Here is a 22242-nt window from a genome sequence, read left to right as displayed (position 1 = left end):
AAAAGATAGTTTCTCACTTGGAATAACAACTTGATCATGCACCAGTATAAGTTTCTGAGACATGGCCATCAACTAGAAAGATTTCTCGTTCGGCCATTTTAGAAAAGCCGCGATCATGGGTTACCAAAGCAATAGTTGTTCCCTTTTGCTCATTAGTTTCTTTTAAAATATTCATTACCACTTCTGCATTAGTGGAATCGAGATTTCCAGTAGGCTCATCTGCAAAGATATAGCGAGGCTCCATGATTAATGCCCTTGCGATTGCAACCCTTTGTTGTTCCCCTCCAGACATTTGACTCGGCAATTTATTTGCGACATAGCCAATATTTAATTGCTCTAAAAGAAACCGAGCTCGTTTTTGGTACTCTTTTAATAAGCCTAAATTTCGGGGAGGTAGTAGGATATTTTCTAAAGCAGTCAACTCCGGCAATAGATAGTGAAATTGAAAAATAAAACCAATATGTCGACTTCTAAATTCATGAACAGAATCAACACTCATATGTGTTACATTCTTATTATCAATATAAATATGTCCTGAGGTTGGGTCATCTAGTGAGCTTATAATATATAATAATGTCGATTTTCCACTTCCAGAACGGCCTGCAATTGAAACAAACTCCCCGTCTTTAATCTCCATGCTAATATCATGGAGGATGCGTTGTGGAGGTTCACCAAACTCTTTAACAATATTGTCTGCTCGAATCATCACTCTCCCCTAATGATATCAATTGGAGTCATACGGCTTGCGGATAAGGCCGGTAAAAAACTTGCTATCAAAGAAGCGATAAGGGCCGCAAAGAATGAGATAGCATATGTCGATGGTGCATAATCAATTAATAAATGATTATTTCCACCAATATCAATATTAAGTTCAATACTTTCAACTAATCTACTGACAACATAACCTAAAATCATTCCCAAAATTCCACCACTTATTCCTAAGAAGATTCCTTGGTACATGATGAGCTCTAAAATTTTCTTAGGCGCATAGCCGATAGAACGTAATATTGCGATCTCTTTTCTCTTTTGGTTAATCATAATTGTTAGTACGTTATAAACACCAAAAGCAGCAACGATAAGTACTGCTATCGTAATAAAATAGCGAACCATATCCTGCATCATAATCATCTCCATAAACATGGGATTTGCCTCTCGCCAATCCTCAACTTTATCATGACTTAATAGAGACCATTGATCGGCCAATTCTCCAGACTTATCCATATTAAAGAGGGCCACTGCGACCTCAGAGATACGTCCAGGTGTTTTATTTAACTTTTGAACATCTTCTATATGAGCAAAAGCAATGGACTTATCAACATTTTCATCTCCAAATGAAAGAAGCCCTACAACCTTAAACGAACTTCTTTGATCCAGAGATCCTGTAACCACTTCAACAAATTGTCCGACACGTACACCTATTTCTTCAGCGGCCTTTACGCCAAGAATAATCTTATTCCCACCACTGGATAAAGAGGAGAAGTCTCCCTCTCTCATATAATCAGCTATTTTACTTACTCTAATTTGACGTTTTGCCTCAGTACCAACAAGGGCCAGATTATGAGTAAGGTCTCCTCTTTTAATCATGACCTGGATATTTAATCGCGGGCAATAGTCATAAACTTCAGGATGGTTTGAAAGACGATTTGCCCAACCTTGATAATTTTCTAATTTTGCTTCGCTTCGTTTTCCATAAGGAGGAGTAATCCAGCTCACCGTTTGATTAGCATAAAACCATTCATCCACAAGTTTACGATCGATAATATCCTCTCTTCCCGAGATGAGAATATGAGCCGTATTATTTAGTAGAGAATTAATAATATATTTGCGAAACCCTAGTTGTATTCCAGAGATTGAAACATAGAGCATGGTTCCAAAACTTATTCCTAATAGAATTAGAAACGTTTGCTTCTTCTTTGAAAAAAGTTGCTTCATCGCAAGAAAGAGCATCACTACCTCTTTATGAAAATAAGATCATCTAAATTGATATCACCTGAGACGACCTCAACCCACATGCCATCACTATTTCCAGTTGTGACATCCACTTTTTCTCGTTTCTTATTTCTCATGCGAAGAACTTTTCCATCGCTTATGGCCTTAACTGGAATGAGGAGTACATCCTTTTTCTTTCCTACTTCAATAACAACATCTGCTGTCATCCCAGGTAGAATACTCTTTTCAAGGCCTTCAACTTCAATACGTGTTATAAACTCTCCCTCTCTAGGATAGATTGTTTTCACATAGCCTTCATACTTAAGCTGAGACTGACTTTCAAAAACAAGTCTTGCTCTTTGTTTTGGTAAAACTCTTAAAGCAGCATCTTGCTCAAGTGATACTTCTACGTATTTTTGATTTAAATTTTTAAGTGTAAGAACTGTAAATTGAGGAAGTACAATTTCTCTTTCTTTATTTGCAACAAGAGTAACTGTTCCATCAAAAGGAGCTTTAAAAAGGACCCGACCTTCAAAGCTTATAAGACGATCTCCCTTCTTTACGCTTTGCCCCTCTTTAACGTAGAGCTTTTCAACTATTGATAACACTCCAATCTTTACGTTAAATTCCTGTTCTGACTCCACTCTACCAAGTCCATATATCGCCTCAACCACATCACCCTTTTTAGGAGAAATTAATTCAAAGTTTTTTTTGAAATAAAAGACTCTAGCACCGATGGCCACTGCAATAAGAACGATTATAACTAATGCGATATAAACCTTTTTCAAGACATCCTCCGATTAATATCTAAAAATTTTCGCATATCTCATTATATAAGACCAAAGAAAAGCTAGTGATAAATATCAGTTTAATAAGTCAATAACATATGGCCTAAGATAAAGTTATAGTTTGTTATATTAATTAATTTGTCTTACCTAAAACAATAATTATAAAATGAAGAAAAGCTTACTATTAGGACTCAAGATGGCCGATAATATAAAAACTGCGACTTCTAGCCTTAAAGAAGTCCTTCGAATTATGGACCTATGCCTAGGTTCATTTACGGCCATTTTATCATTTTCAATTTTTATCTATAATCTTACTAATGGTCTCGATCTAATCGGTCCCCTATTCATTTTATTCTTTCTCATTTACAATCTTGTTCTATCTCAAATCAGTATAAGAACGACTAAATCCCAATCAGTAGAAGTCTTTAGGCACTTTACGACACTAACCTTTCTATGTCCTTTAAGTCTTGTTTTGGTAAAAGAGCCCTTTTCACCATTTTGGTTTCTATATTTAATCATGATTGTTTCAAGTAGCTCGATCTTCTTTGAAGTATCACGTGGCCATCTATACAGTATCTACGCGACTATTTATGGCATCCTAAGTTATGTGATTGCTTCACTTATTTTGATTCCTGATAAGCCAGTAACTGAAATAGCTCTTCATGTTTGGGTCATGGGAATGCTAAGTTTTCTTCTTCATCAAATATTAAAACTTGTTGATCGAAGTTATCGCCGAGAACAACATAAGTCCCAGGAACTATTTGAAACCCTGAAAGATCTTGAAGAAGCGCAACAAAGCTTAATCTATAGCTCAAGACTTAATGCAATTGGTGAAATGGCCGGTGGGATTGCCCATGAAATTAACAATCCTCTTACGATTATTTCCGGAAGTGTCTTTAAGCTAAAAAAAGAAATGCAAAGTAATTCTTTAAGTGATGAGGAATTAAAAAAGAATCTTGATCGAATCTCAGATACAGTGAAAAGAATTACTCAAATTGTCACAAGTTTGAGGATTGTCTCAAGAGACTCTTCTAATGGAGAAAAATTAATAGAGGTGGCAATTCGAGATATTCTTCAAGATGCTCTATCAATTTGTAGTGAAAGGTTTAAGGCCCATGGGATTGATTTAAAGCTTAGTCTTGATGATGAAGAATTTGATACTCTCGTAAAGGTTGATCGAGTTCAGCTATCACAAGTATTTCTAAATTTACTAAGTAATTCCTATGATGCCATTGAAGGACAGGAAGATTCATGGATTCGAATAAAAGCTTTTGAAGAAGGAAAAATGTTGGTTATTAAATTAACAGATTCTGGAAAAGGTATCTCACAAGAACATCACGAGAAGATATTTGATCCCTTTTATACAACTAAGGAAGTTGGTAAAGGAACAGGATTGGGACTATCAATATCAAAGAGTATTCTAGAAAAAAACCAAGGAGAATTAACCCTCGATACACACGCTAAAAATACAACCCTAATAGTGAAAGTCCCAAAAGCTTAAAGCCTTGGAAGCGTAACTGCTAGAAACATGAGATAAAAGAGTCTCCGATACTTCCAAGAACAATTTCTCCACTTTCGTCGAGAATATTTCCATATGAATTCCCACCATCGCAATGGTCTTCCATAGAGATAACTATTGTATAGATATTTCCTGTTTGAGTTGCCTCTAATTGCTTAAGAACTAGTGCATCTGCACAATATTCATAATCAAATTCTTTAAATGCTGGATACTTTGAGAACTCTTCTTTTGTTAATTTTGGTAAACTCTCAGAATGAACTTCTATATACTCATCACGATCATAGCTTGAGGCCAGATCCACGTTATTTAACTCAGGACATGCCACAACCTGACCAGCAGCGACACTTGAAACAATCATTAATAATAGAACAACAACACTTTTCGCTTTCAACATTTTCAACCTCGTAATTTTTAATTCGAGGCATTTTTATCCAAGACTAAACAAAATCACAATTATATTAAAAATATGAAAGACATATAATAATTAGATATCACACTCATACATCAATGGCCCTTCTTGGCCAAGAGTTGTCGAAGCTGGCCCACGGGAGGTTGTAACCTCATCGGCATCATCATATTGCATGAATGATCCAATAAAGGCAGTGAACAATATTAACAAGAATAATGGTGTCGCAAATTTCATATTAAGCATAATTACTTTATCGACACAATTGGTTGAGTTCTTTAGTCCAGATTCACTAAGTGCCCGTCTTTACTAGGAGATTGGGTAATTTCCCAGCGATTTTTGTCCGGATCAATGAGTAGGAAACTCTTTTCTCCCCAAGGATGATCCTTTGGCTCTCCACTCACTTCAAAGCTAAACTCAGACTTTAAGTTCATAAGCTGCTCATAGAATTGGTCCACATTTTCAACCGTAACTCCGTAAGAGACTTGAGCAGGATTATCAATGAGTTCAAAATAGTCTTTGGCCTTGCCCACTGGCCTAAAAAAGGCCACGCGACTCTTGTCTGGTAGAACAAAGTCAGCGAAGTCTTCATTTGCAAAATGGGCCTCAACTTCGAAGACGGCCGTAAAAAACCTTGAAATATTAATAACATCTGATGATGTTATCACTAAGTGAGAAAGTGCTTTTATCATAATCGATCCTATTTTATTTAATGCTATTACATTTTTATTGACTTAGATAGGTTTCCAGCATAAATCTTCTTATCAGTTTTCTGATCCAGTTTTAGTGGCCATCCTTCCTGCCACTTTTTTCGGTGCCTTTTTTGATAAAGCGCCTTGTGAGAACATTTAAAATGAAAGAGCTTGATAGGCTTGTCGATTCTCTAGCAAAGAATCGATACTATGTGAGTGATACACTCATTAATAACGAACTAGTGCGTGCTTTAAAAGATGAAGCACTTAGTCGTTTTGAAGTTGGTGAATTTGATCAAGCAAGAGTTGGCAGACAACTCACAAAACGACTCGATCAGCATATCCGAAGAGATAAAATCTCATGGATCTCTTCTGATACAAATGAGCAGACTAATGCCTTGAAAGAATATTTTAGCTTTCTTAACCAATTAAAAGATTATTTAAACCCTCTCTTCTATCTCGGGATTAGAAATTATGAGGGCCACTTTGCCTTCTACGATACTGGTGCCTTCTATAAGAAGCATGTTGATCAGCATCGAGGAAGAGGTTTGAGGCGTCTAAGTGTTATTCTCTATCTAAATGATATGAATGATGGAGATGGTGGAGAGGTTGTTCTCTATGATTTTAATCATCACGAAAATGTTCTTGATACAATTCGGCCAAAAGAAGGTCGACTTTTAATTTTTATCTCTGAAGACTTACCCCATGAAGTTCTGACTGCTCATATGCCAAGACTTTCTCTAACGGGGTGGATGAGGGCATAAAAGATCAAGAAATTTTAAACCTTATTAATATTAATATGAAATAAAGATTTCATAATAAGAATTATTTCAAAGGAGCCTAAAATGAAAACTAATGAAGGAAATGCAGATCGCATTCTTCGCATCGTAGCTGGTTTAGTCTTATTATCGCTAGTTTTTGTGGGTCCCAAGAGTAACTGGGGCTATATTGGTCTAATTCCTCTCATAACAGGGGTTTTAGGAGTATGCCCAGCTTATAAAATCCTTGGTCTCTCTACTAGAAAGGCCCATCCCACAAAGTAGATATGTGTTATACTCTATTATAGAGTGAGGACATATCTGTGAACGAAAGAGAATTAATCAAATCAGAGCTAGGCTTTGATCAAGTATCCTTATACATTGATGATCGTAGTTATTACTTCTTTTTTATGAAGCATAAGAAAGAGAACTACATGGTTCTTTTAAAAAATGAAATTGAAAAAAAATCACATGAAATGCTTAGAAATTTTTCCAGTGATTTTCCTGAACTGCCAACCTTTCTAAAAGAAACGCAATCTCTAATGCTCTTTGATATTCCAAACGGAAAATTAACAAGACTTGTTGAAGAAAAAATCGATAAGGAAATTTCGGGCCAGGCAAAAAAACTACAACAACGTCTTAATGAATTTGTTCTTCAATATGGCTACTACTGGAACTGGGAATTAAATTACTTTTTTGTAACGAATAATCAACTTATGTATATTGACTTAGAAACTTTAGAGATTGGCACAAAAAGTCGAATACTTGATATGCCAATCTATAGTGAACTAAGTCTTGAACAAAGAGTTAGACTCAAAATTAAAAGAGAGAATAAACAACTAAGTAATCACGCCCGCTTTACCAAGTGGCTTAAATAACAGCTTCTCAGTCCTAATTCCTATCCCTTAATTCCACAGCGTGAAAATGCTTCTGGTAGAGAAAGTAAATTTAAGCCTATCTCTTCATCCATTTTTCTTTCAATTCTTTGTGTTATTGGAAAGAAATAAATTTCAGTAGTAACTGCAACCTTTGCTCTAAATAAATGGCCACCTTTACAAGAGAAGTCTTCATCACCTAATACTGTGTGAATATGAAAGAATGGCCTTCCATCAAGATATGATAAGTTTCCATCCAAACTTAATAATTCGAAATCTCCATTGAATTCTTTTCTGTCGTACGTTTTTGTCTCAAGGTGATAAAAACCTAACTCAACTTCTTTTAATGCCCCAATACCTTTGAGCATTCCCGCTGACAGCTCTTCGGCCACTGCAAACTCTTCGAGAGCAGAAAATAAATCTTCGTCTTTATATAAACGAATTAAATAACATTCCTCTTGCTTGATATATTTCATGTTAAACTCCTGAATTTACACAAATTATACAATGAGAAGAGCCTCCAGTCCCCCCGCACTGCACCCTGAAAATCTTCTAGCCTTGATGGACGCTAGCATTAAGCAATGCTAAACATAATACATGTATAAGATGCGTAAAATTCTCTTATTTTTCACAATTATTTCAGGACAAATAATTTTTGCATCAGAATGTTTTAGTGAGCACTTAAAAGAAGCTATTGAACAAAATCGCCAGCGTAGAGGCCTCTATGCATCAATATCAAATAATAAAAGTAAGTCCATTTCAAATAAATTAATATTTGCTGAAAAAATCGCCCACTTTTATTCAAAAGGCCTAAATAAGAAACTTAGGTCCTATCGTGAAGCAGGTATTCCAATTCTCTGTCTTGATTTCATTGAAATGAGTAAGTCACCGACCTATCTAGGTAAACAAGCTCCTCCAACTCTTATGTACAATGAAATAGATAGCATAGGAGCTAAAGACCTTAAAAAGAATCTAAAAGAGATGCTAAGTGAAGACAGATTTCACCATATTACTGACTTTATCGAAGAAGAACTCTCAAATGAGATCAAATATGGGCCATATAATTGCCTCTTTAAACACGTCCTTGAATCTCTTGGGCGTACATCATATCTAACTCCTTACTATATAGAACATGCCAAGAGCCTTGGCCTTAAGTCACCTCAAAAGCTTCTAAAGAATTATCTTAAGATGAATATCTCAGCATTAAGCTTTGCAAGATATCTCGACAAAAAGGCTAGCTCTCTTCAAGAAAAAGGAATTGGTATTTTATGTAGAGATGTTCCTCATATTCCGTTAAGATTAGACTATGAGATGGAACTTTCTAAATACTAAAATTGGTGTGGCCTTTGGCGGTGGAGCTGCTAAAGGAATTGCCCACATCGGTGTACTTAAAGCTTTTGAAGAAAAAAATATCAAGATATCGTACGTATCTGGTACAAGTGTTGGCGCAATTGTCGCTTCCTACTATGCGTTTGGAAAGAATTATGAAGACTTCCAAGAGCTTGCAAAGAAACTAAATTATAAAGATTCAATAAGCTGGACTATTCCAAAGAAAGGCTTCTTTAGTACAAAGTCAATCAGGGAAATGATCATCAAGGACCTGGGAGATGTAAATATTGAAGATGCACAGATCCCTCTTGCAATTTGTACAACTGATATTTCAACAGGTGAGCAAGTAATCTTTCACAGAGGAAATTTAGCCGATGCAATTTGTGCTTCAGTATGTGTGCCAGGGGCCTTCATTCCTCAAGTAATAGAAGGAAGAACCCTCGTCGATGGAGGAATCACGGAGAATGTTCCCGTCTCACCTCTTTATAAAATGGGTGCTGGAATTATCGTTGCGGTTGATTTAAATGGTGTACAAAAATACCAAGAACCAGATGATACATTTGCCATAATTAGCAATGCTATGGATATTGCAATTGACTTAAGAACAAGAGAACAAATTCAAGATGCAGATATCATCCTATCCCTGGATCTTAGTAAGTATAATCGTCTTAATAACTCAAAGTGTATTGAAGAGCTCATAAACGAAGGCTATAGGCCAATGATCGACTCACTTTCAAGTCTTTCATGGTATCGCAATGCTAATTATCTCGAGTTTCTCAAAAAGCTGATCATTGAGTTTCTACCGTTTAGGATACCGCGCGTTATTTCTAATATTTATAAAAAGAAACTTTCTCAAATTTTTATTAAATAATTAAATTATGAGAATGATTTTTTATTTTTCATAATTTTATCGTTATCATTAAGATATAAATTAAAATGGAGTTTAATTTGTTTAATCACGAAAAAATGATTTCACTTCTAACAGAGAAGCTTTCTCTTTGGTATGAAGCCGTTATCAAAAACATTCCCAATCTTGTTGTTGCCTTTGTCGTTCTTATTTTCTTCTTCTATCTAGGGGGAGTGATTCGAAAGGGAGTTAATAAAGTACTTCCAAAAATTTCTTATAAGAGATCTGTAAATAACTTAGTAAGTTCAATTGTAAATATCGTTGTCATTTTAATTGGTGTCTTTACAGCTCTTGAAATAATGGGGCTTGAAAAGACTGTTACTTCAATTCTTGCCGGTGCTGGGGTTATTGGTATTGCTCTTGGTTTTGCCTTTCAAGAAATTGCTGCAAACTTCGTAGCAGGTCTTCTTATCGCTTACCGCGAACCTTACCAATTAGGAGATATCATTGAAATCGATACTATTATCGGACAAGTTACAAATATAGAATTTAGAATTACATGTGTAACAACTTTCCAAGGCCTAGAGGTCTTTATTCCTAATAAAGATATGTTCACTAAGCCTTTTATCAATTACACAAGTACACCAAGAAGACGAGTTGATCTAGCTGTTGGTGTTTCATATCGCGATGATCTCGATAAGGTCGAGCAAGTTACAAAAGATGCCCTATCTTCAATCAATGGCCGTATTGATGATATTCCGGTTGAAGTCTTCTTTGAAGAATTTGGCGATAGTTCAATTAATTTAAGTGCTAGAGTTTGGGTTCACTACAATAATGGGAATGCATATTTTCAGGCACGTCATGAAGCTGTAAAAACTATTAAGAAATTTTATGATGAAAATGGAATTACCATCCCATTTCCTATTAGAACACTTGAGTTTGGAAATTCTTTGGACGTTACTAAAGGCTAATTACACATCTGTTGCCAGCCTTCAACTTCGGCCAGAACTTTCTTATGATCTTCTCGGCATCCCTCTATTGGTACGTATGAGTAATAGAGGGAGCCATTACTAATTTTCTCCATTACATCACGACCTTCACCTGGAACAAAGGCAGGACATCCAAAGCTTCGCCCCATAACCTTTCCTCGATTATAATAAGCTTCATGCATAACAACACCTTGTGACATGGCCTTATCATTAACTCCATCAACGAGCCCTTCCATTCTCATGCCATTATAGTTTCGCCCATTCACACTAAAAGTTGGCCAACCTCTTTGACCCTTAACCCTTTCGTCATGAGAAGCAGACATATAGAAGTTTGCAGTTTTAAAAAAGCCAGGACGTGTCATTGCCCATTGGTCATGCTTTTGTCTTGTTCGCGAGTTTTGAGGGATACGACAACGTCTCATCATCCCATTATGATTAGAAGACTTTATTACTTTTCCATCTTTGATTGTAGCGTCACTATACTTCACGCCACCAAGTGAGCCACTACCATGAGAAACTTTCTTATATTCCACTTCTCCTGTTTTCATATTCAACAGAAAGAAGCGCTTTTGAGTAGAGCTTTGTGAATAGTCTGCAATTGAAATATAATTCTTATTTTTAAAAGTATTTTTATGATTTCGATAATAAAGTAGAGCCTGCTTTAGTGCATCTTCAGGAACACCTTGATCTCTAAAGTCCTCAAAGAAATTACATTCTTCTCCACGATAAATATTATCTGTGACTTCAAAAACATCATCAATTGCATCAAGAATAATTTGAATCTCTGGTAAGACATCTTTTGGGGCACATTCAATGCTAATTTCTGGATCTGACTCGTAAGAAGTTGGAATAACCTCTTCTGCAAGTATCGATAATTGCATGAATAACAATGAAAATAAGAATAACCTCACATCTCCCCCTAGATTCCTTATCGGAGGAAATGATCGAAACTTAATAAAGAATGTTGACGTTTAAAGGACTACTCATAGCCTATATCGTCTTTAATAACCTCTTCCATCACCTTATTTTCTTGAGGTGTAAAGACATCAGTTAGGTTCTTTATCCATCTATTCTTCTTGATAATTGTAATTGCCATTGCCGCACCTAGAATATTTCCAACGACAAATGAGAAATAGATTCCAACTTGAGCTAATTGAGTATGTTTTGAAAGAAGATAAGCAACAGGAAATCTGATTACCCATAATGAAATGATGGCCACCATCATCGAGATCATTGGACTTCCCCCACCTCTCATGGCACCGGAACATACTTGTTGAACACCTATGAGTCCAAAAGTTAGAGCTATAACGCGAATAAATACTGCGCCTTCTTTAATGACGGCAAATTCTCCAGGGACAAAGATTTGCAATGTTTGCTCTGCAAAGATAAAGAATCCAATTCCAGCAATGGTTAGAACAATAAAGATGACCCATAATGCTTTACTGGTAACTTCTTTTGTTCTCTCTATCTTTCCTGCTCCAATATTTTGTCCTACTAAAGTTGATGTTGCCATGGCAAAGCCAAGACTAGGAATAATCATTAAAGTTAATACACGAATTCCAATTCCATATGCAGCGAGAACGACATCTCCAAAAGTAGCGATAAGGAAAGTCATAATTGTCATGGCCAGTGCACGTGAAGATTGTTCAGCAGAAGCAGGGAAACCTAGATTAATAATTTTCTTAGCAAGAGTGAAATCAAAATCAATCTTTTTAAAATTAATTTTTATTCCACCTTTTCCTTTTGCTAAAAGATATAAGGCGATAATAGCAGAAAGCCCCTGCGTGCAAATAGTTGCAAAAGCAGCTCCATCAACACCATATGCAGGAACGGGGCCCCATCCCATAATTAAAATCGGATCAATTATAAAGTTTAAGATGACAGAGAAGAGAACAATATAAAAAGGAGTCTTCACATCTCCAACACCACGATAAAGAGACTGGAACATCATATAAAGATAACTAAATATAAGACCTATGAATGATATTCTAAGATATGATGTTGTAATCTTTTGAATCTCTACCGTTGGTGTCATCGCCTCAATAACATAAGGAATAACTGCATAAGCAATCCCAGCAAGTAGAGCTGATGTAGCGAGTATAATAATTAAGGTATGAAGACATACCTTAGAAACCATCGGTGTATTTCTTTGGCCTGTGTACTGAGCAACTAAAATCGTTCCACTAACAGCAAAGCCTGCTCCCATAGAAATTAATAGAAATAAAATTGGAAATGAAAGTGAAAGTGAGGCTATAGCATTTGTCCCTAAGCGACCCACCCAAAATGTATCAGTCAACTGATAGGCCGTTTGTAAAAAATTTGCCATAACAATTGGAACTGACAACTTAAATAAAGATTTGATGACAGATCCTTGTGTAAGATCTCTTCCTTCCACAAATATCCTTTAGTTCGTGACTTAACTAAGTTTAGGCCACTTTTAATTCCTCCGTATCATCAACTTCTTCAATCAAATCTTCAATCTTTTTTTTTATAAAACACTCTTGAGCTTTTTCTAATTCTTCTTTTAGTTTAGTTACTAAAAGAATTTTATCCCCTTTTTCAAATACAGTGGCACCATCTGGAATAATAAAAGCGCCATGCCTCTTAATGAAGAGTACAACTGAGCCAGTTGGTAGACCAAGATCAACAACACGATTATCAACAGCAAAGTCAGTCTCTCTAATTTCAAGTTGAACGATACCGTGCTTTGTTTGCTCAAGTAGCTCTAAGTCCACAGGGAAATTCGCTTCATCTTCTTGCTCAACGATAAGCCCAAGCTTTCTTGCCATTATCTTCAACGTTGAGCCTTGAATTAAGGCAGAAATAATAACAACGAAGAAAACAATATCAAAAATAGTGTGAGCACGCTCCCCCATGTGAGTTGCCGCAAAGCTTGCAAAAACAATTGGCGTTGCACCCTTAAGTCCTGCCCATGAAACAAAGATCTTTTCATTTAAGTTAAAACGACTTTTTACAAGACAAAGAAATACACTAATTGGCCTGGCCGCAAAAGTTAGGAAGACAGCAATTAACAAACCAGTTGGAGCAATACTTGGTAGTCGGCTTGGAAATACAAGAAGTCCAAGCATAACAAATAGTCCGATTTGTGACAGCCAAGTCATTCCATCAAAGAAGAGTGTTAGCAAGTTTTTATGTAGGATCTTCTTGTTTCCAATAATCATCCCAAATACATAGACGGCCAAGAAACCATTTCCACCTAGCTTTGTAGTTACAGAATAACCTAAGAAGAGAGCAGCTATTGTTAATGGAGGGTATAGGCCATTGTAGTCTAGTTTTATTACATTATTAATTAGGATAAATGCACGAGCAATAACCCATCCACCAGCAAGTCCAATGGCCGGATTTGAAAAAAGTAGAAAGGCGGTATCCTTTACATCTCCAATCCCCTGCTCAATAAAGCCCAGAAGAACGGAAACAAGAAAGTAGGCCATCGGGTCGTTACTTCCTGATTCAAATCTTAAAATATTTTTAACATCACCTACTTGGGTATTTGGATCTTTAAAAGCTGAAAAGACTGCAGCTGCATCGGTTGCTGATAGAATGGCACCGATAAGAAGCGACTCTAATATTCCAATATCAGTGATAAGATGAGTGAAGCCACCAACTAAGAGTGTTGTAAAGACAACCCCAAGAGAGGACAAGGCCACACCGCGACCAAAGTCGCGCTTTATTTTATTAAATGGAGTTTCAAATCCACCAGTGAAAATTATTAAACAAAGAGCAACAAGACTTAATGAATGAGTTAGTTCAAAATTGCTAAAATTGATGCCTCCGATTCCATCTGAACCAGCAAGCATTCCAATAATAAGAAAGAGGATTAGAACAGGTAGACCAAATCGACTTGAGGACTTACTCAAAACCACGCTTAGTAGTAAAAGAATTGAAGACCCCAAAAGGAAATTATTTAAAAACTGCTCCATCAAAGCATCTTATCGGTTTATTGGCACAAAACTTTAGTAAAAACATCGGGTTATTTTGTTAATTATTAATATTTTCATACTCACTATACCGATTGATATTTAAAATTCTCTAATTTTTCTAATAAACAACCAAATAAGAAAAAGTAAACAAAGAGAGATTAGGATCTAAGCTGTGAATTTTATGTAACTTAGTATATTAAATTCCCCTAGACAAAAAGGGCAAAAGCAACTTAAGTTTGAAAAGTCTTATATGACACAAATACCTAAGTGTTTGGAGCTCAAAGAGAGTCTTGATCGCTACCTTTCACCTGGATTTAAATATATCATTAAATACAATGCCTATATCTCAATGTTATTTCTCTCAAAAGAATTAACAAGCGTGTGCGATGAGATCAGTGGTAATAAATTAATCGAGTTTCAATGGAAAATTTAGAATTAGTTGAAGAATATTGCTTAAAGAAATCAAATACTCCAAGTGAGCTATGTGTTCAACTTGGAGATTATACAAAGGATAAGCATCCTCTTGGCCACATGATCTCTGGTGAATTAGTTGCTTCACTTTTGGGCTTCTTCATTAATCTTAATGAGTATAAGAATATTCTCGATATTGGTACTTTTACTGGTTACTCAGCTCTTTCGATGGCCGAGTTCTTACCAGAAGACGGTAAAGTGATAACTATTGATAAGAATAAAAAAATAAATACTTTTGCAAAATCTTATTGGGATAAAAGTCCACATGGTAAAAAAATTGAAGCTTTATTTGGTGATGCAAACCAGGTGCTAGAAAGTTTAACTGATCAAAGCTTTGATTTAGTTTTTATCGATGCAGATAAAGGAAGCTATAAGAATTATCTTGAATTTGCCCTTAAGCTACTTTCTACAAAGGGCGTTATCGTGGTTGATAATGTTTTACGAGCAGGACGTGTTGCAACTGATGATATGCCAAGTGAGGATAAGTCAGTAAATGCAATCGCTGAGTTCAATGACTACGTTGAATCTCGAGATGATCTTTTTAAAACAATGCTTCCAATAAGAGATGGACTTTATTTAATTCAAAGAAAGTAATTATTCATCAATGGTAAGACTCATATAGAATTTCTTCTCATTCATTTCGCCAGGTAATTGAAATGGAATCGTCACTGTACGAGGCCCTGTAATTCGACTTTCATCAACCTTCTCACCACATATGACTTCAGGAGTTGCTCTTTCAACTGTTAAGCCTGTGATCTTATTGATATCGGCCTTAGCTTGTCCTAATACCATATTTACGAACTCACCAGCAGAATCACAGATATCATCTGAAATCTCGCTTCTTTGTTCAGAGAACATATGGTTATAAATTGCTAGGTAGCTGTTTTTAGGAAAGCAGATTGCTAATTCCCCTGTTATCCTTTCGCTCTTTATCGTTATAAGACCTACAATTTCCAATGCCTCAGAAAACTCAATATTTGGATTTACCTCTCCAGCTAGTAGAGGAATATTTAACTGCTTCTTAAATACTTCTAGCAACGCATTCAAAAATGGCTCGATCAACTCCATTAAAACTATCTCCGTCTTATCAACTAATTTGATTTTAATTGGTTAAAGCATTTACTACAAATGAAGACCCATTTTGCCCTCATGTTTGATTCATTTAATAGACTTTTTTAGTTAACTACTTAACTATCTGATATTTCATCAAGGCAATCATCACTGACAAATAATGGTTATCTAAACACTGAGATACTTGGCAGTTTTCATCGTATTTTGGAAGTTAAAAACAAAGTTAACTCATTAACTACCCTGCATCACATTGTATAGGGTTAGGTCAAAGTAAATTTGAGTTAATTATATTAGACAGTTTTAAGACCAATGATTATAAAAATAAATATAGAATACTTACATAAATAAAGGATTTTACATGTTTAAAATAGTTTACGCTTTTCTAATTTCTACAATCTTATCTTCGAGCGCATTTGCGCAATTCACTTCGGAAGATGAGCTGACATTTATCACTTCAGGTGGAAATACAAATAATAAGACTTATGAATTTGCCACTCGAAATTCTTATAAATGGCCAAAGAATAAGTTCACACTTAATGGATCATACTCACGTGGAGAATCCGATGGTGTTTTAGATGATGATAATTGGACCGCTCTTTTAAGATTTGATCACGACCTAAATTCTCGCCTTGATATCTTTGTTGCAGACTTTTTTGAGTCTGATCAATTCAAAGGTTTTTGGGCCAGAAATAACATCGATATTGGTCTTCAATATAAATTAGTCGATGAAGAGAAACTAAAGGTCTTAATTGAAGCAGGTTATCGTTATACTCGCGAAAACTTTGTTCAAGACGAACCAGATAATCATGAGCATAAACTGCGTTTATATTCTGAAGTTAGCTATATCTACACTAAAGGAATTGAAGCAAAGTACTGGGTAGAATATATTCCAAGTTTAGAAAATAGTGAAAACTATATTGTAAAAATGGAACCATCACTACTAACACTAATCAATAAAACATTTACATTAAAATCAGCTGTACTATGGGAATATGAGAATGAGCCAGTAGAAGGTCGCGATCAGCATGACTATAAGACAACACTTAGTCTGATTGCAAAGTTCTAGGAGAGATGATGAACGAATTATTAAATGAAGCAAATATTGAAAAGGTAACAAAGCTAATGGCCGAATATGGGTTTATCCTTGTTAAGGTCATCATTGTACTTGTCGTTGGTTTAAAACTTATAAGCTATATTGAGAAGTTTTTCCAAAAGGTTTTAACTAAAAAGAAAGTTGATGTTTCAATTAGAAAGTTTATCGTAACAATCATTAGCATTACCTTAAAGGTAGGTCTTTTAATCTCAGTCGTAGGTATGGTTGGTATTAAGACGACAAGCTTTGTTGCTCTACTCGGTGCCGCTGGTCTTGCTGTCGGTATGTCTCTTAAAGATGCTCTAGGAAATCTTGCTGGTGGCGTTCTCATCCTTTTCTTTAAGCCCTTTAGAGTTGGTGACTTTATCGAAGGCCAAGGTTATTCGGGGAAAGTTAGAGAGATTGGATTATTTTGTACGAGTCTAAACACACCAGATAATAAGCGAGTAATCCTTCCAAATGGTGGCCTATCATCAGGAAGTATTGTTAACTACTCTGCTGAAGATGTGCGAAGAGTGGATCTTGTTTTTGGGATTGGCTATGATGACGACATTAAGAAGGCCAAGGAAATACTTAATAAATTAGTTAATGATCACCCTCTAACTCTAGATGATCCTGCACCAGTAGTTGCTGTCCTAGCACTTGCAGATAGCTCTATTAACTTTGCGGTTAGACCTTGGGTTAAATCAGCTGATTATTGGACTGTTCACTTTGAGCTACACGAACAAGTTAAATTAACTTTTGATAGCGAAGGAATTTCAATACCATTTCCTCAAAGAGATGTTCACTTATATCAAGAAAGTAAGTAAAAATATAAGCAAGGTTTTAGGGAGAGATCCCTAGAACCTTTGTTCAAAGCCGATTCCCAAGTAATGCTGAAGGTCTAAACGATCGTCGACAAAAGATTGTCCATAAAGTTCATATAAACGATTATAATAATCATCTTCAACACCCATTCCAACTTTAAAAAACACTCTCGACTTATCTCTTTCATAGAGGTTTGCTCTCGCCTCGACTCCATAGTTTTCATTAACTTCATTCAATTGAGTTATTTGAGCATCGTAATAAAAGCGCGTCTCAACAATTGGAAACTTCGACTTGTCATCATTGTTGATTTTAATTTTTAAATCTCCACCGATTGAAATAAAGTTCTCATTTCCACCGATATAAGAGACTTGCCCTCCGGTATAAACCTCAGAAGAAAGGGAGACTTTGTTATCAGGGTCTGTTAGATCAATGATTTTACCTATTCTTATATTTGCTTTAGGAGACATCACTCGTTCCATATGCTCAACATTCTCATACTGAACAGTCCCATTTTCTTGAGTTAACTCATGCCATCCTCTTTGAGTCGATGCTGCAAGACCTTTATCATCAAATGTTGTAATACCAACACCAACTTCAACAAAAGTAGATTTATCATCACCAATGCGACGATAAACCTTGATATCTAAATCATCTCGATTCAAAGCTTCTTGATTCCAAGTACCGTCCTCATTCTGATAACAATGTCTTTGATACATCAGTCCACCAATTTCAACTATTCCACAAGGCTTAGAAACTAGCTTTGTATAGACTTTAGAACTGTAACTAATAGATAACTCTCCATTTTCATATTTGAACCTGGCCGAAGGTTTTGCTCCAAAGGTTAAGCCTCGGTCATCTCCTTCAAACGTATCCCTCTTTTCATACTCAGTTACACCAACAAACATTAGTGCACCATGCAGAGGATTATCATTACTAGTGTTTAACTCAAATTCTGCAGATTGAAGTTCTCCAAGACCTAGAAAACTATCCTTCTTTAATTCAATCTTTGGAATTTCCATATCAACAACAAAGTCTGGACTCTCTTCATTGATTGAGATTCTTGAATCTCCACAATCGTAATCTTTAGCATTATTAATGGTTTCAAAATCCGAAAGAGCTGAAGAGAGAACTTCTTCAGGAGCAGCATCCCCCATTCGATATGTATTCTTAATCAGCTTAAGTCGCTCCTCAAGCTTCTGGCGATCCTCACTTGGGACTTGAATGAATTTTTCCAAAATCATATCGCGATAGCGAAAACGTGGGTATTCCTTTAAAAAATTTCCATTTTTAAAGATGAACTTATCTTCATTTCGATCATATTCAATTTGTATCTTTTCATGGCGATAAATAACACCAGACTCATTTGCAAATGAAGACAGGCCAAAAAGTAATAAGAATGACGTTAGAGACACAATTTTCATAACTTACTTATCGGTCACATCTTGGCCAAAACCTTATATTTCTTATAATATCCTTTTAAATCCGTATACTTAGCTAGTTAAAGTCTGGTATAAACATTTGGTGAAAAAGAAAATCCAAGTTCTATTTGAAGATGAGCACTATATTGCGGCCACGAAACCAAGTGATCTGCTAGTACATCCTTTTAAGGCGAGAAGCCAGGATCGTCGCAGCCTTCTTAGATCACTCAAGAAGCAGACCGATCTCTACCTCTTTCCAATTCACAGACTCGACAAGCCAGTATCTGGAGTCGTTCTCTTTGCAAAGAGTAAGGAAGCGACTCGGCTGATGAAAGAACAATGGAATAGTGAGAATGTTTCAAAACACTATATTGCAATGGTAAAGGGAGTTACTGAGACTGAAGGTGTCTATGACTTCCCCATTAAAACAGACAAGGGACTACAAGAGGCCAAGACTTCATTTAAAACTCTTACATCAAATGATGAGTATAGCTTAGTTGATATTGAGATATTCACAGGTCGCCAGCATCAGATTCGAAAACACTTTTCAAGAAGAATGCACAATCTTGTAGGTGATACGAAATACGGACATTCTTCGATTAATAATATCTTTAGAAAGGATTATAAATTCTATCGAATCTTTCTCCATTCTTATCAGCTTAGATTTATCCATCCCTTCACAAAAGAAGAAGTCATAATCTCATCTCCAGTAACTGAGGATTGTATACATATTGCTAATGATTTATTTCAATTCGATCTTACTAATATAGGAAATGAAGCCAAAGAAAATTGACCATATCGCTGGATCACTTAACTTCTCTTCTTCAATACCTTCAACTGCCTCTAATATTGTTTGAGACTTTTCAAGGTTTCTAAGTAATAAGTAAAGTCCTTCTGATAAAATTTGAATTTGGACACGCTCATGATTCTTATAGAGAAGAGTGTATTCTTTATTTTGAATTTCATTGAATGATTTATCAACGTCACCTTTTCGCATTTGCCAAAGCTGTGAAAGTTCAACATCACTTTCAAATAAGAAATATGAATTAGGAACTAGCTTTAACCTTTGTTCAAAGATGGCCTCTCCATATTTTTGAGGATCAAAACTTAGTAAGCAATCTTTTTGATGAAAGAGATGCCAAAAGGCACGTTCAAATTCAGCGAGATCCTTTATAAAACTAACATCATTGGCCTTCTCTGCGAGAAATTCAGGAAAGTCATCCCCATAATGAAGGAGATTGGTAAAACTTGAAGGATTTGCCTCCACGTATTCATATGAATAACTTAGAAAGTCTTCGTCACCTAAAACAAACCAACAAGCTTCGTAATTATCACCTAGGACTTCCTGTAAGCGAGCACGATAATCATTTTGATAGACTTCCATCACTTGAGAACTCGATAACTCTCCTATTGGTATCATCTCTTCGAGAATATCTTTTGAAATATCCTTTGTAATAACACCTTTTAAAAAGTCATTTTGAAATTTACTGTTGTTCATAAATCTCCTTTGACTTTAAAAGCTCTTTTTCAAGAGTTGGAAAATCAGGGATATCTTCATCCCACTCTAAAAGGATTGGTACATTAAATTTATGACAATACTTTTTAAATAATTTCCATACATCTTGATGTACTGGATGAGAGTGAGTATCAAAGAGATGAGTGCCTAAATCAGAAAAGCCGGCCAGATGAATTTGGGAAACATTCTTCGAATCAATCGTTTCGAAAAAATCTTGCGCTTCAAACTTTTGGTTAATGGCATTCACGTAAACGTTATTGAAGTCTAAGAGTATTTTACAACCTGTCTTATTAGCAAGATTATTTAAAAACTCGGCTTCACTCATCGTTGAATTTTTAAGAGTAAAATACGCCGAGAGATTCTCAAAAGTCATCTCTCTTCCATAGAAGTCCTGGGCCTTCATCACCTTATCAGCAATGCGATCGAGATTATCTTGTGTATATGAAAATGGTAGTAAGTTATGAAGATTTGAATGAGCATGCCCCGTCCAACACATATGATCACTTGTGACAAAGGGCTCAAATTGGTCATAGAGCTCCTTGGCCTTTTTCATATAATCAAGGTTTAGGTCTTCATCTGCGGCAATTGAAAGAGAGACCCCATGAAATGCAATGGGATAATCCGCTCTCACTTTTTCAAGCATCTTATATGGGCGACCTTTTGTTTCCATATAATTTTCCAATAAGGCCTCGAACCACTCGACTTCGGAGTGGTTCAAGTTCTCTTCTTTTTCTAAGAATGGAAAATGAGTATGTCTAAGACCGACACCATATTTATGCATAATATAACCTTAGTTTATCTTTGAGCTACTTTTCCACCTTTAGCTTCACACTCTTCTTTAGTCAGTTTAATTAAACCTTTACCTTTACAAGAGTTTTGACCACCACACTTAGTCTCAGCTTGGCATCCATTCTTCCCATTACATGCATCAACTTTTCCGTGACAAGCCCCTTGACCCTTACAAGAGTTAACCCCGTAACACATTACTTCGTTAGCAGATACCTCAGGCATCTTCTTTTCTGTTCCAGTACAAGAAATCATAAGACCAGCAACAGCAGCACCCATTAGTAGTGATTTTTTTGAATTCATTTTTTTTCTCCTTATTAGAATATAAAATTATATTCTCTATTCCTTGTTCGAAATTATTTATTGTTTTGTTACATTTTTTTATTCTTAAATTTTAAAAATAAAACTCCAACTCCTGTTATCACTGCAACCGGTAGATAATGTGATACTAAGAGGTGTTCAGTTGAAAATGAGCATGCAAAATAAAGTATGATAATTGGAATCATAGCACTTGTTAGAAAGCTCAGTGTTAGCATTGAGCGCTCAAAAGCAATAAAGCCTTTCTTAAGCATATAATAATTCTGCGCAAAGCCTATTACCATTAAAATACTAAGCTCCAGTAAACAATGTGGACGATGATGTTCCTCTACTGGAAAGTTTGTTGGAAAGAAGTAATTTATCCCCAGTAATAAAAATAAAAGTAAGAACGGGATAAATGAAATAAGGTTCTTTTTTTCACTTAATAGCCCAGGTATCGAATTAGCAAAAACGAGATAGCCCCCTACAAGCAGAGCAATATTGGCAACGATGACCTGCAAAAGAAATTGTATATTTGAAATGTACTTTAGCTGAATTGGAGAACTTAGATAAATCGCTACGACACTAATAATAATTTGTGATCCCATCCAAACAAGAGTGCGAATCCATGGAGCCGGTAGTGGTTTAATTGGCTTCAAGTCATCAACTAATGAATTTATTAATTTATTATCATTCATAATATTCCCACT

General features: G+C 35.7%; 28 protein-coding genes. 12 read left to right on the top strand and 16 right to left on the bottom strand.

The genetic code is table 11. The features are described 5' to 3' along the window. Nucleotides 1-34 precede the first annotated feature (34 nt). Genes BALOs_RS02975 through BALOs_RS02965 form a run of 3 tightly spaced genes read right to left on the bottom strand, consistent with a single transcriptional unit; the run spans nt 35 to nt 2717 of the window. Nucleotides 35-706 (bottom strand): ABC transporter ATP-binding protein, encoded by a 672-nt coding sequence (locus BALOs_RS02975; RefSeq protein ID WP_115361608.1) that lies wholly within the window; start codon nt 704-706, stop codon nt 35-37. Continuing rightward, nucleotides 706-1947 (bottom strand): ABC transporter permease, encoded by a 1242-nt coding sequence (locus BALOs_RS02970; protein ID WP_115361610.1) that lies wholly within the window; start codon nt 1945-1947, stop codon nt 706-708. Before BALOs_RS02970 ends, BALOs_RS02975 begins: the two co-directional genes overlap by 1 nt. A gap of 2 nt (nt 1948-1949) precedes the next feature. Next, nucleotides 1950-2717, bottom strand: coding sequence for an efflux RND transporter periplasmic adaptor subunit (locus BALOs_RS02965; RefSeq protein WP_120404217.1), 768 nt, complete (start codon nt 2715-2717; stop codon nt 1950-1952). A gap of 166 nt (nt 2718-2883) precedes the next feature. Here BALOs_RS02965 and BALOs_RS02960 point away from each other — a divergent pair, with 166 nt between their 5' ends. Further along, nucleotides 2884-4218, top strand: a complete 1335-nt coding sequence (locus BALOs_RS02960; protein ID WP_120404216.1) for a sensor histidine kinase — start codon at nt 2884-2886, stop codon at nt 4216-4218. Nucleotides 4219-4237: 19 nt separating this feature from the next. Here BALOs_RS02960 and BALOs_RS02955 read toward each other — a convergent pair whose 3' ends face one another. The 3 genes from BALOs_RS02955 to BALOs_RS02950 form a co-directional block, all read right to left on the bottom strand. After that, nucleotides 4238-4630, bottom strand: coding sequence for a hypothetical protein (locus tag BALOs_RS02955; RefSeq protein WP_115361617.1), 393 nt, complete (start codon nt 4628-4630; stop codon nt 4238-4240). Between the two features lie 90 nt (nt 4631-4720). Then, nucleotides 4721-4888: a hypothetical protein gene (locus BALOs_RS15125; RefSeq protein WP_162929507.1), complete on the bottom strand. Its 168-nt coding sequence runs from the start codon at nt 4886-4888 to the stop codon at nt 4721-4723. 32 nt (nt 4889-4920) lie between these two features. After that, nucleotides 4921-5334 carry a VOC family protein gene (locus BALOs_RS02950; RefSeq protein ID WP_115361619.1) on the bottom strand — a complete coding sequence of 138 codons (414 nt, stop codon included), beginning with the start codon at nt 5332-5334 and terminating at the stop codon, nt 4921-4923. 146 nt (nt 5335-5480) lie between these two features. Between BALOs_RS02950 and BALOs_RS02945 the strand changes: the two genes are divergently transcribed. From BALOs_RS02945 to BALOs_RS02935, 3 genes are all read left to right on the top strand, one after another. Beyond that, the gene (locus tag BALOs_RS02945; protein WP_115361621.1) at nt 5481-6098 is read left to right on the top strand and encodes a 2OG-Fe(II) oxygenase; all 618 of its coding nucleotides are present in this window, start codon (nt 5481-5483) and stop codon (nt 6096-6098) included. Nucleotides 6099-6179: 81 nt separating this feature from the next. Next, on the top strand, nt 6180-6377 hold the full coding sequence (locus BALOs_RS02940; RefSeq protein ID WP_120404215.1) for a DUF2892 domain-containing protein: 198 nt from the start codon (nt 6180-6182) through the stop codon (nt 6375-6377). Between the two features lie 38 nt (nt 6378-6415). Next, on the top strand, nt 6416-6970 hold the full coding sequence (locus BALOs_RS02935) for a hypothetical protein (protein WP_115361625.1): 555 nt from the start codon (nt 6416-6418) through the stop codon (nt 6968-6970). 20 nt (nt 6971-6990) lie between these two features. Here BALOs_RS02935 and BALOs_RS02930 read toward each other — a convergent pair whose 3' ends face one another. Further along, nucleotides 6991-7443 (bottom strand): PPC domain-containing DNA-binding protein, encoded by a 453-nt coding sequence (locus BALOs_RS02930; protein WP_115361627.1) that lies wholly within the window; start codon nt 7441-7443, stop codon nt 6991-6993. Nucleotides 7444-7564: 121 nt separating this feature from the next. Here BALOs_RS02930 and BALOs_RS02925 point away from each other — a divergent pair, with 121 nt between their 5' ends. The 3 genes from BALOs_RS02925 (at nt 7565) to BALOs_RS02915 (ending at nt 10114) form a co-directional block, all read left to right on the top strand. Further along, nucleotides 7565-8299: a hypothetical protein gene (locus BALOs_RS02925; RefSeq protein WP_120404214.1), complete on the top strand. Its 735-nt coding sequence runs from the start codon at nt 7565-7567 to the stop codon at nt 8297-8299. After that, on the top strand, nt 8274-9167 hold the full coding sequence (locus tag BALOs_RS02920) for a patatin-like phospholipase family protein (protein ID WP_120404213.1): 894 nt from the start codon (nt 8274-8276) through the stop codon (nt 9165-9167). The genes BALOs_RS02925 and BALOs_RS02920 overlap by 26 nt, the downstream gene beginning before the upstream one ends. Before the next feature lie 77 nt (nt 9168-9244). Continuing rightward, a complete protein-coding gene (locus BALOs_RS02915; RefSeq protein WP_162929506.1) occupies nt 9245-10114 on the top strand; it encodes a mechanosensitive ion channel family protein in 870 nt (289 codons plus the stop codon). On the opposite strand, the gene BALOs_RS15120 is transcribed toward BALOs_RS02915, so the two are convergent. From BALOs_RS15120 to BALOs_RS02900, 3 genes are all read right to left on the bottom strand, one after another. Next, the gene (locus BALOs_RS15120) at nt 10111-11043 is read right to left on the bottom strand and encodes a murein L,D-transpeptidase catalytic domain-containing protein (RefSeq protein WP_162929505.1); all 933 of its coding nucleotides are present in this window, start codon (nt 11041-11043) and stop codon (nt 10111-10113) included. The two genes, BALOs_RS02915 and BALOs_RS15120, sit on opposite strands and share 4 nt — an antisense overlap. Before the next feature lie 68 nt (nt 11044-11111). Next, on the bottom strand, nt 11112-12527 hold the full coding sequence (locus tag BALOs_RS02905) for an MATE family efflux transporter (RefSeq protein WP_115361637.1): 1416 nt from the start codon (nt 12525-12527) through the stop codon (nt 11112-11114). 31 nt (nt 12528-12558) lie between these two features. Continuing rightward, nucleotides 12559-14073, bottom strand: coding sequence for a potassium/proton antiporter (locus tag BALOs_RS02900; RefSeq protein WP_115361639.1), 1515 nt, complete (start codon nt 14071-14073; stop codon nt 12559-12561). A 250-nt stretch (nt 14074-14323) separates the two neighbouring features. Here BALOs_RS02900 and BALOs_RS02895 point away from each other — a divergent pair, with 250 nt between their 5' ends. After that, a complete protein-coding gene (locus BALOs_RS02895) occupies nt 14324-14506 on the top strand; it encodes a hypothetical protein (protein WP_115361641.1) in 183 nt (60 codons plus the stop codon). After that, a complete protein-coding gene (locus tag BALOs_RS02890; protein ID WP_115361643.1) occupies nt 14494-15138 on the top strand; it encodes an O-methyltransferase in 645 nt (214 codons plus the stop codon). Before BALOs_RS02895 ends, BALOs_RS02890 begins: the two co-directional genes overlap by 13 nt. Here the strand turns inward: BALOs_RS02890 and BALOs_RS02885 are convergent, their stop codons facing one another. Next, complete coding sequence (locus BALOs_RS02885; RefSeq protein WP_115361645.1) at nt 15139-15612, bottom strand: chemotaxis protein CheX; 474 nt, start codon at nt 15610-15612, stop codon at nt 15139-15141. 361 nt (nt 15613-15973) lie between these two features. Between BALOs_RS02885 and BALOs_RS02880 the strand changes: the two genes are divergently transcribed. Then, nucleotides 15974-16681, top strand: a complete 708-nt coding sequence (locus tag BALOs_RS02880) for a YdiY family protein (protein ID WP_115361647.1) — start codon at nt 15974-15976, stop codon at nt 16679-16681. 8 nt (nt 16682-16689) lie between these two features. Further along, nucleotides 16690-17517: a mechanosensitive ion channel family protein gene (locus tag BALOs_RS02875; protein WP_115361649.1), complete on the top strand. Its 828-nt coding sequence runs from the start codon at nt 16690-16692 to the stop codon at nt 17515-17517. Between the two features lie 30 nt (nt 17518-17547). Here the strand turns inward: BALOs_RS02875 and BALOs_RS02870 are convergent, their stop codons facing one another. Beyond that, the gene (locus tag BALOs_RS02870; RefSeq protein ID WP_115361651.1) at nt 17548-18936 is read right to left on the bottom strand and encodes a hypothetical protein; all 1389 of its coding nucleotides are present in this window, start codon (nt 18934-18936) and stop codon (nt 17548-17550) included. Nucleotides 18937-19036: 100 nt separating this feature from the next. Between BALOs_RS02870 and BALOs_RS02865 the strand changes: the two genes are divergently transcribed. Beyond that, nucleotides 19037-19726, top strand: a complete 690-nt coding sequence (locus tag BALOs_RS02865; RefSeq protein WP_158536862.1) for an RluA family pseudouridine synthase — start codon at nt 19037-19039, stop codon at nt 19724-19726. Here BALOs_RS02865 and BALOs_RS02860 read toward each other — a convergent pair. From BALOs_RS02860 to BALOs_RS02845, 4 genes are all read right to left on the bottom strand, one after another. Next, nucleotides 19676-20431 carry a DNA-binding domain-containing protein gene (locus tag BALOs_RS02860; RefSeq protein ID WP_115361655.1) on the bottom strand — a complete coding sequence of 252 codons (756 nt, stop codon included), beginning with the start codon at nt 20429-20431 and terminating at the stop codon, nt 19676-19678. The two genes, BALOs_RS02865 and BALOs_RS02860, sit on opposite strands and share 51 nt — an antisense overlap. After that, nucleotides 20418-21230, bottom strand: a complete 813-nt coding sequence (locus tag BALOs_RS02855; protein ID WP_115361657.1) for a DUF692 domain-containing protein — start codon at nt 21228-21230, stop codon at nt 20418-20420. Before BALOs_RS02855 ends, BALOs_RS02860 begins: the two co-directional genes overlap by 14 nt. A 14-nt stretch (nt 21231-21244) precedes the next feature. After that, nucleotides 21245-21538: a hypothetical protein gene (locus BALOs_RS02850; protein WP_115361659.1), complete on the bottom strand. Its 294-nt coding sequence runs from the start codon at nt 21536-21538 to the stop codon at nt 21245-21247. Between the two features lie 68 nt (nt 21539-21606). Further along, entirely contained in the window at nt 21607-22230 is a 624-nt protein-coding gene (locus tag BALOs_RS02845) for an NrsF family protein (RefSeq protein ID WP_115361661.1), read from the bottom strand. Nucleotides 22231-22242 lie beyond the last annotated feature (12 nt).

The organism is Halobacteriovorax sp. BALOs_7 (assembly GCF_003612895.1).
GTDB lineage: Bacteria > Bdellovibrionota > Bacteriovoracia > Bacteriovoracales > Bacteriovoracaceae > Halobacteriovorax_A > Halobacteriovorax_A vibrionivorans.
Note: the sequence above shows the minus strand (reverse complement) of the source record. Positions and strands in the feature narration are given on the sequence as shown.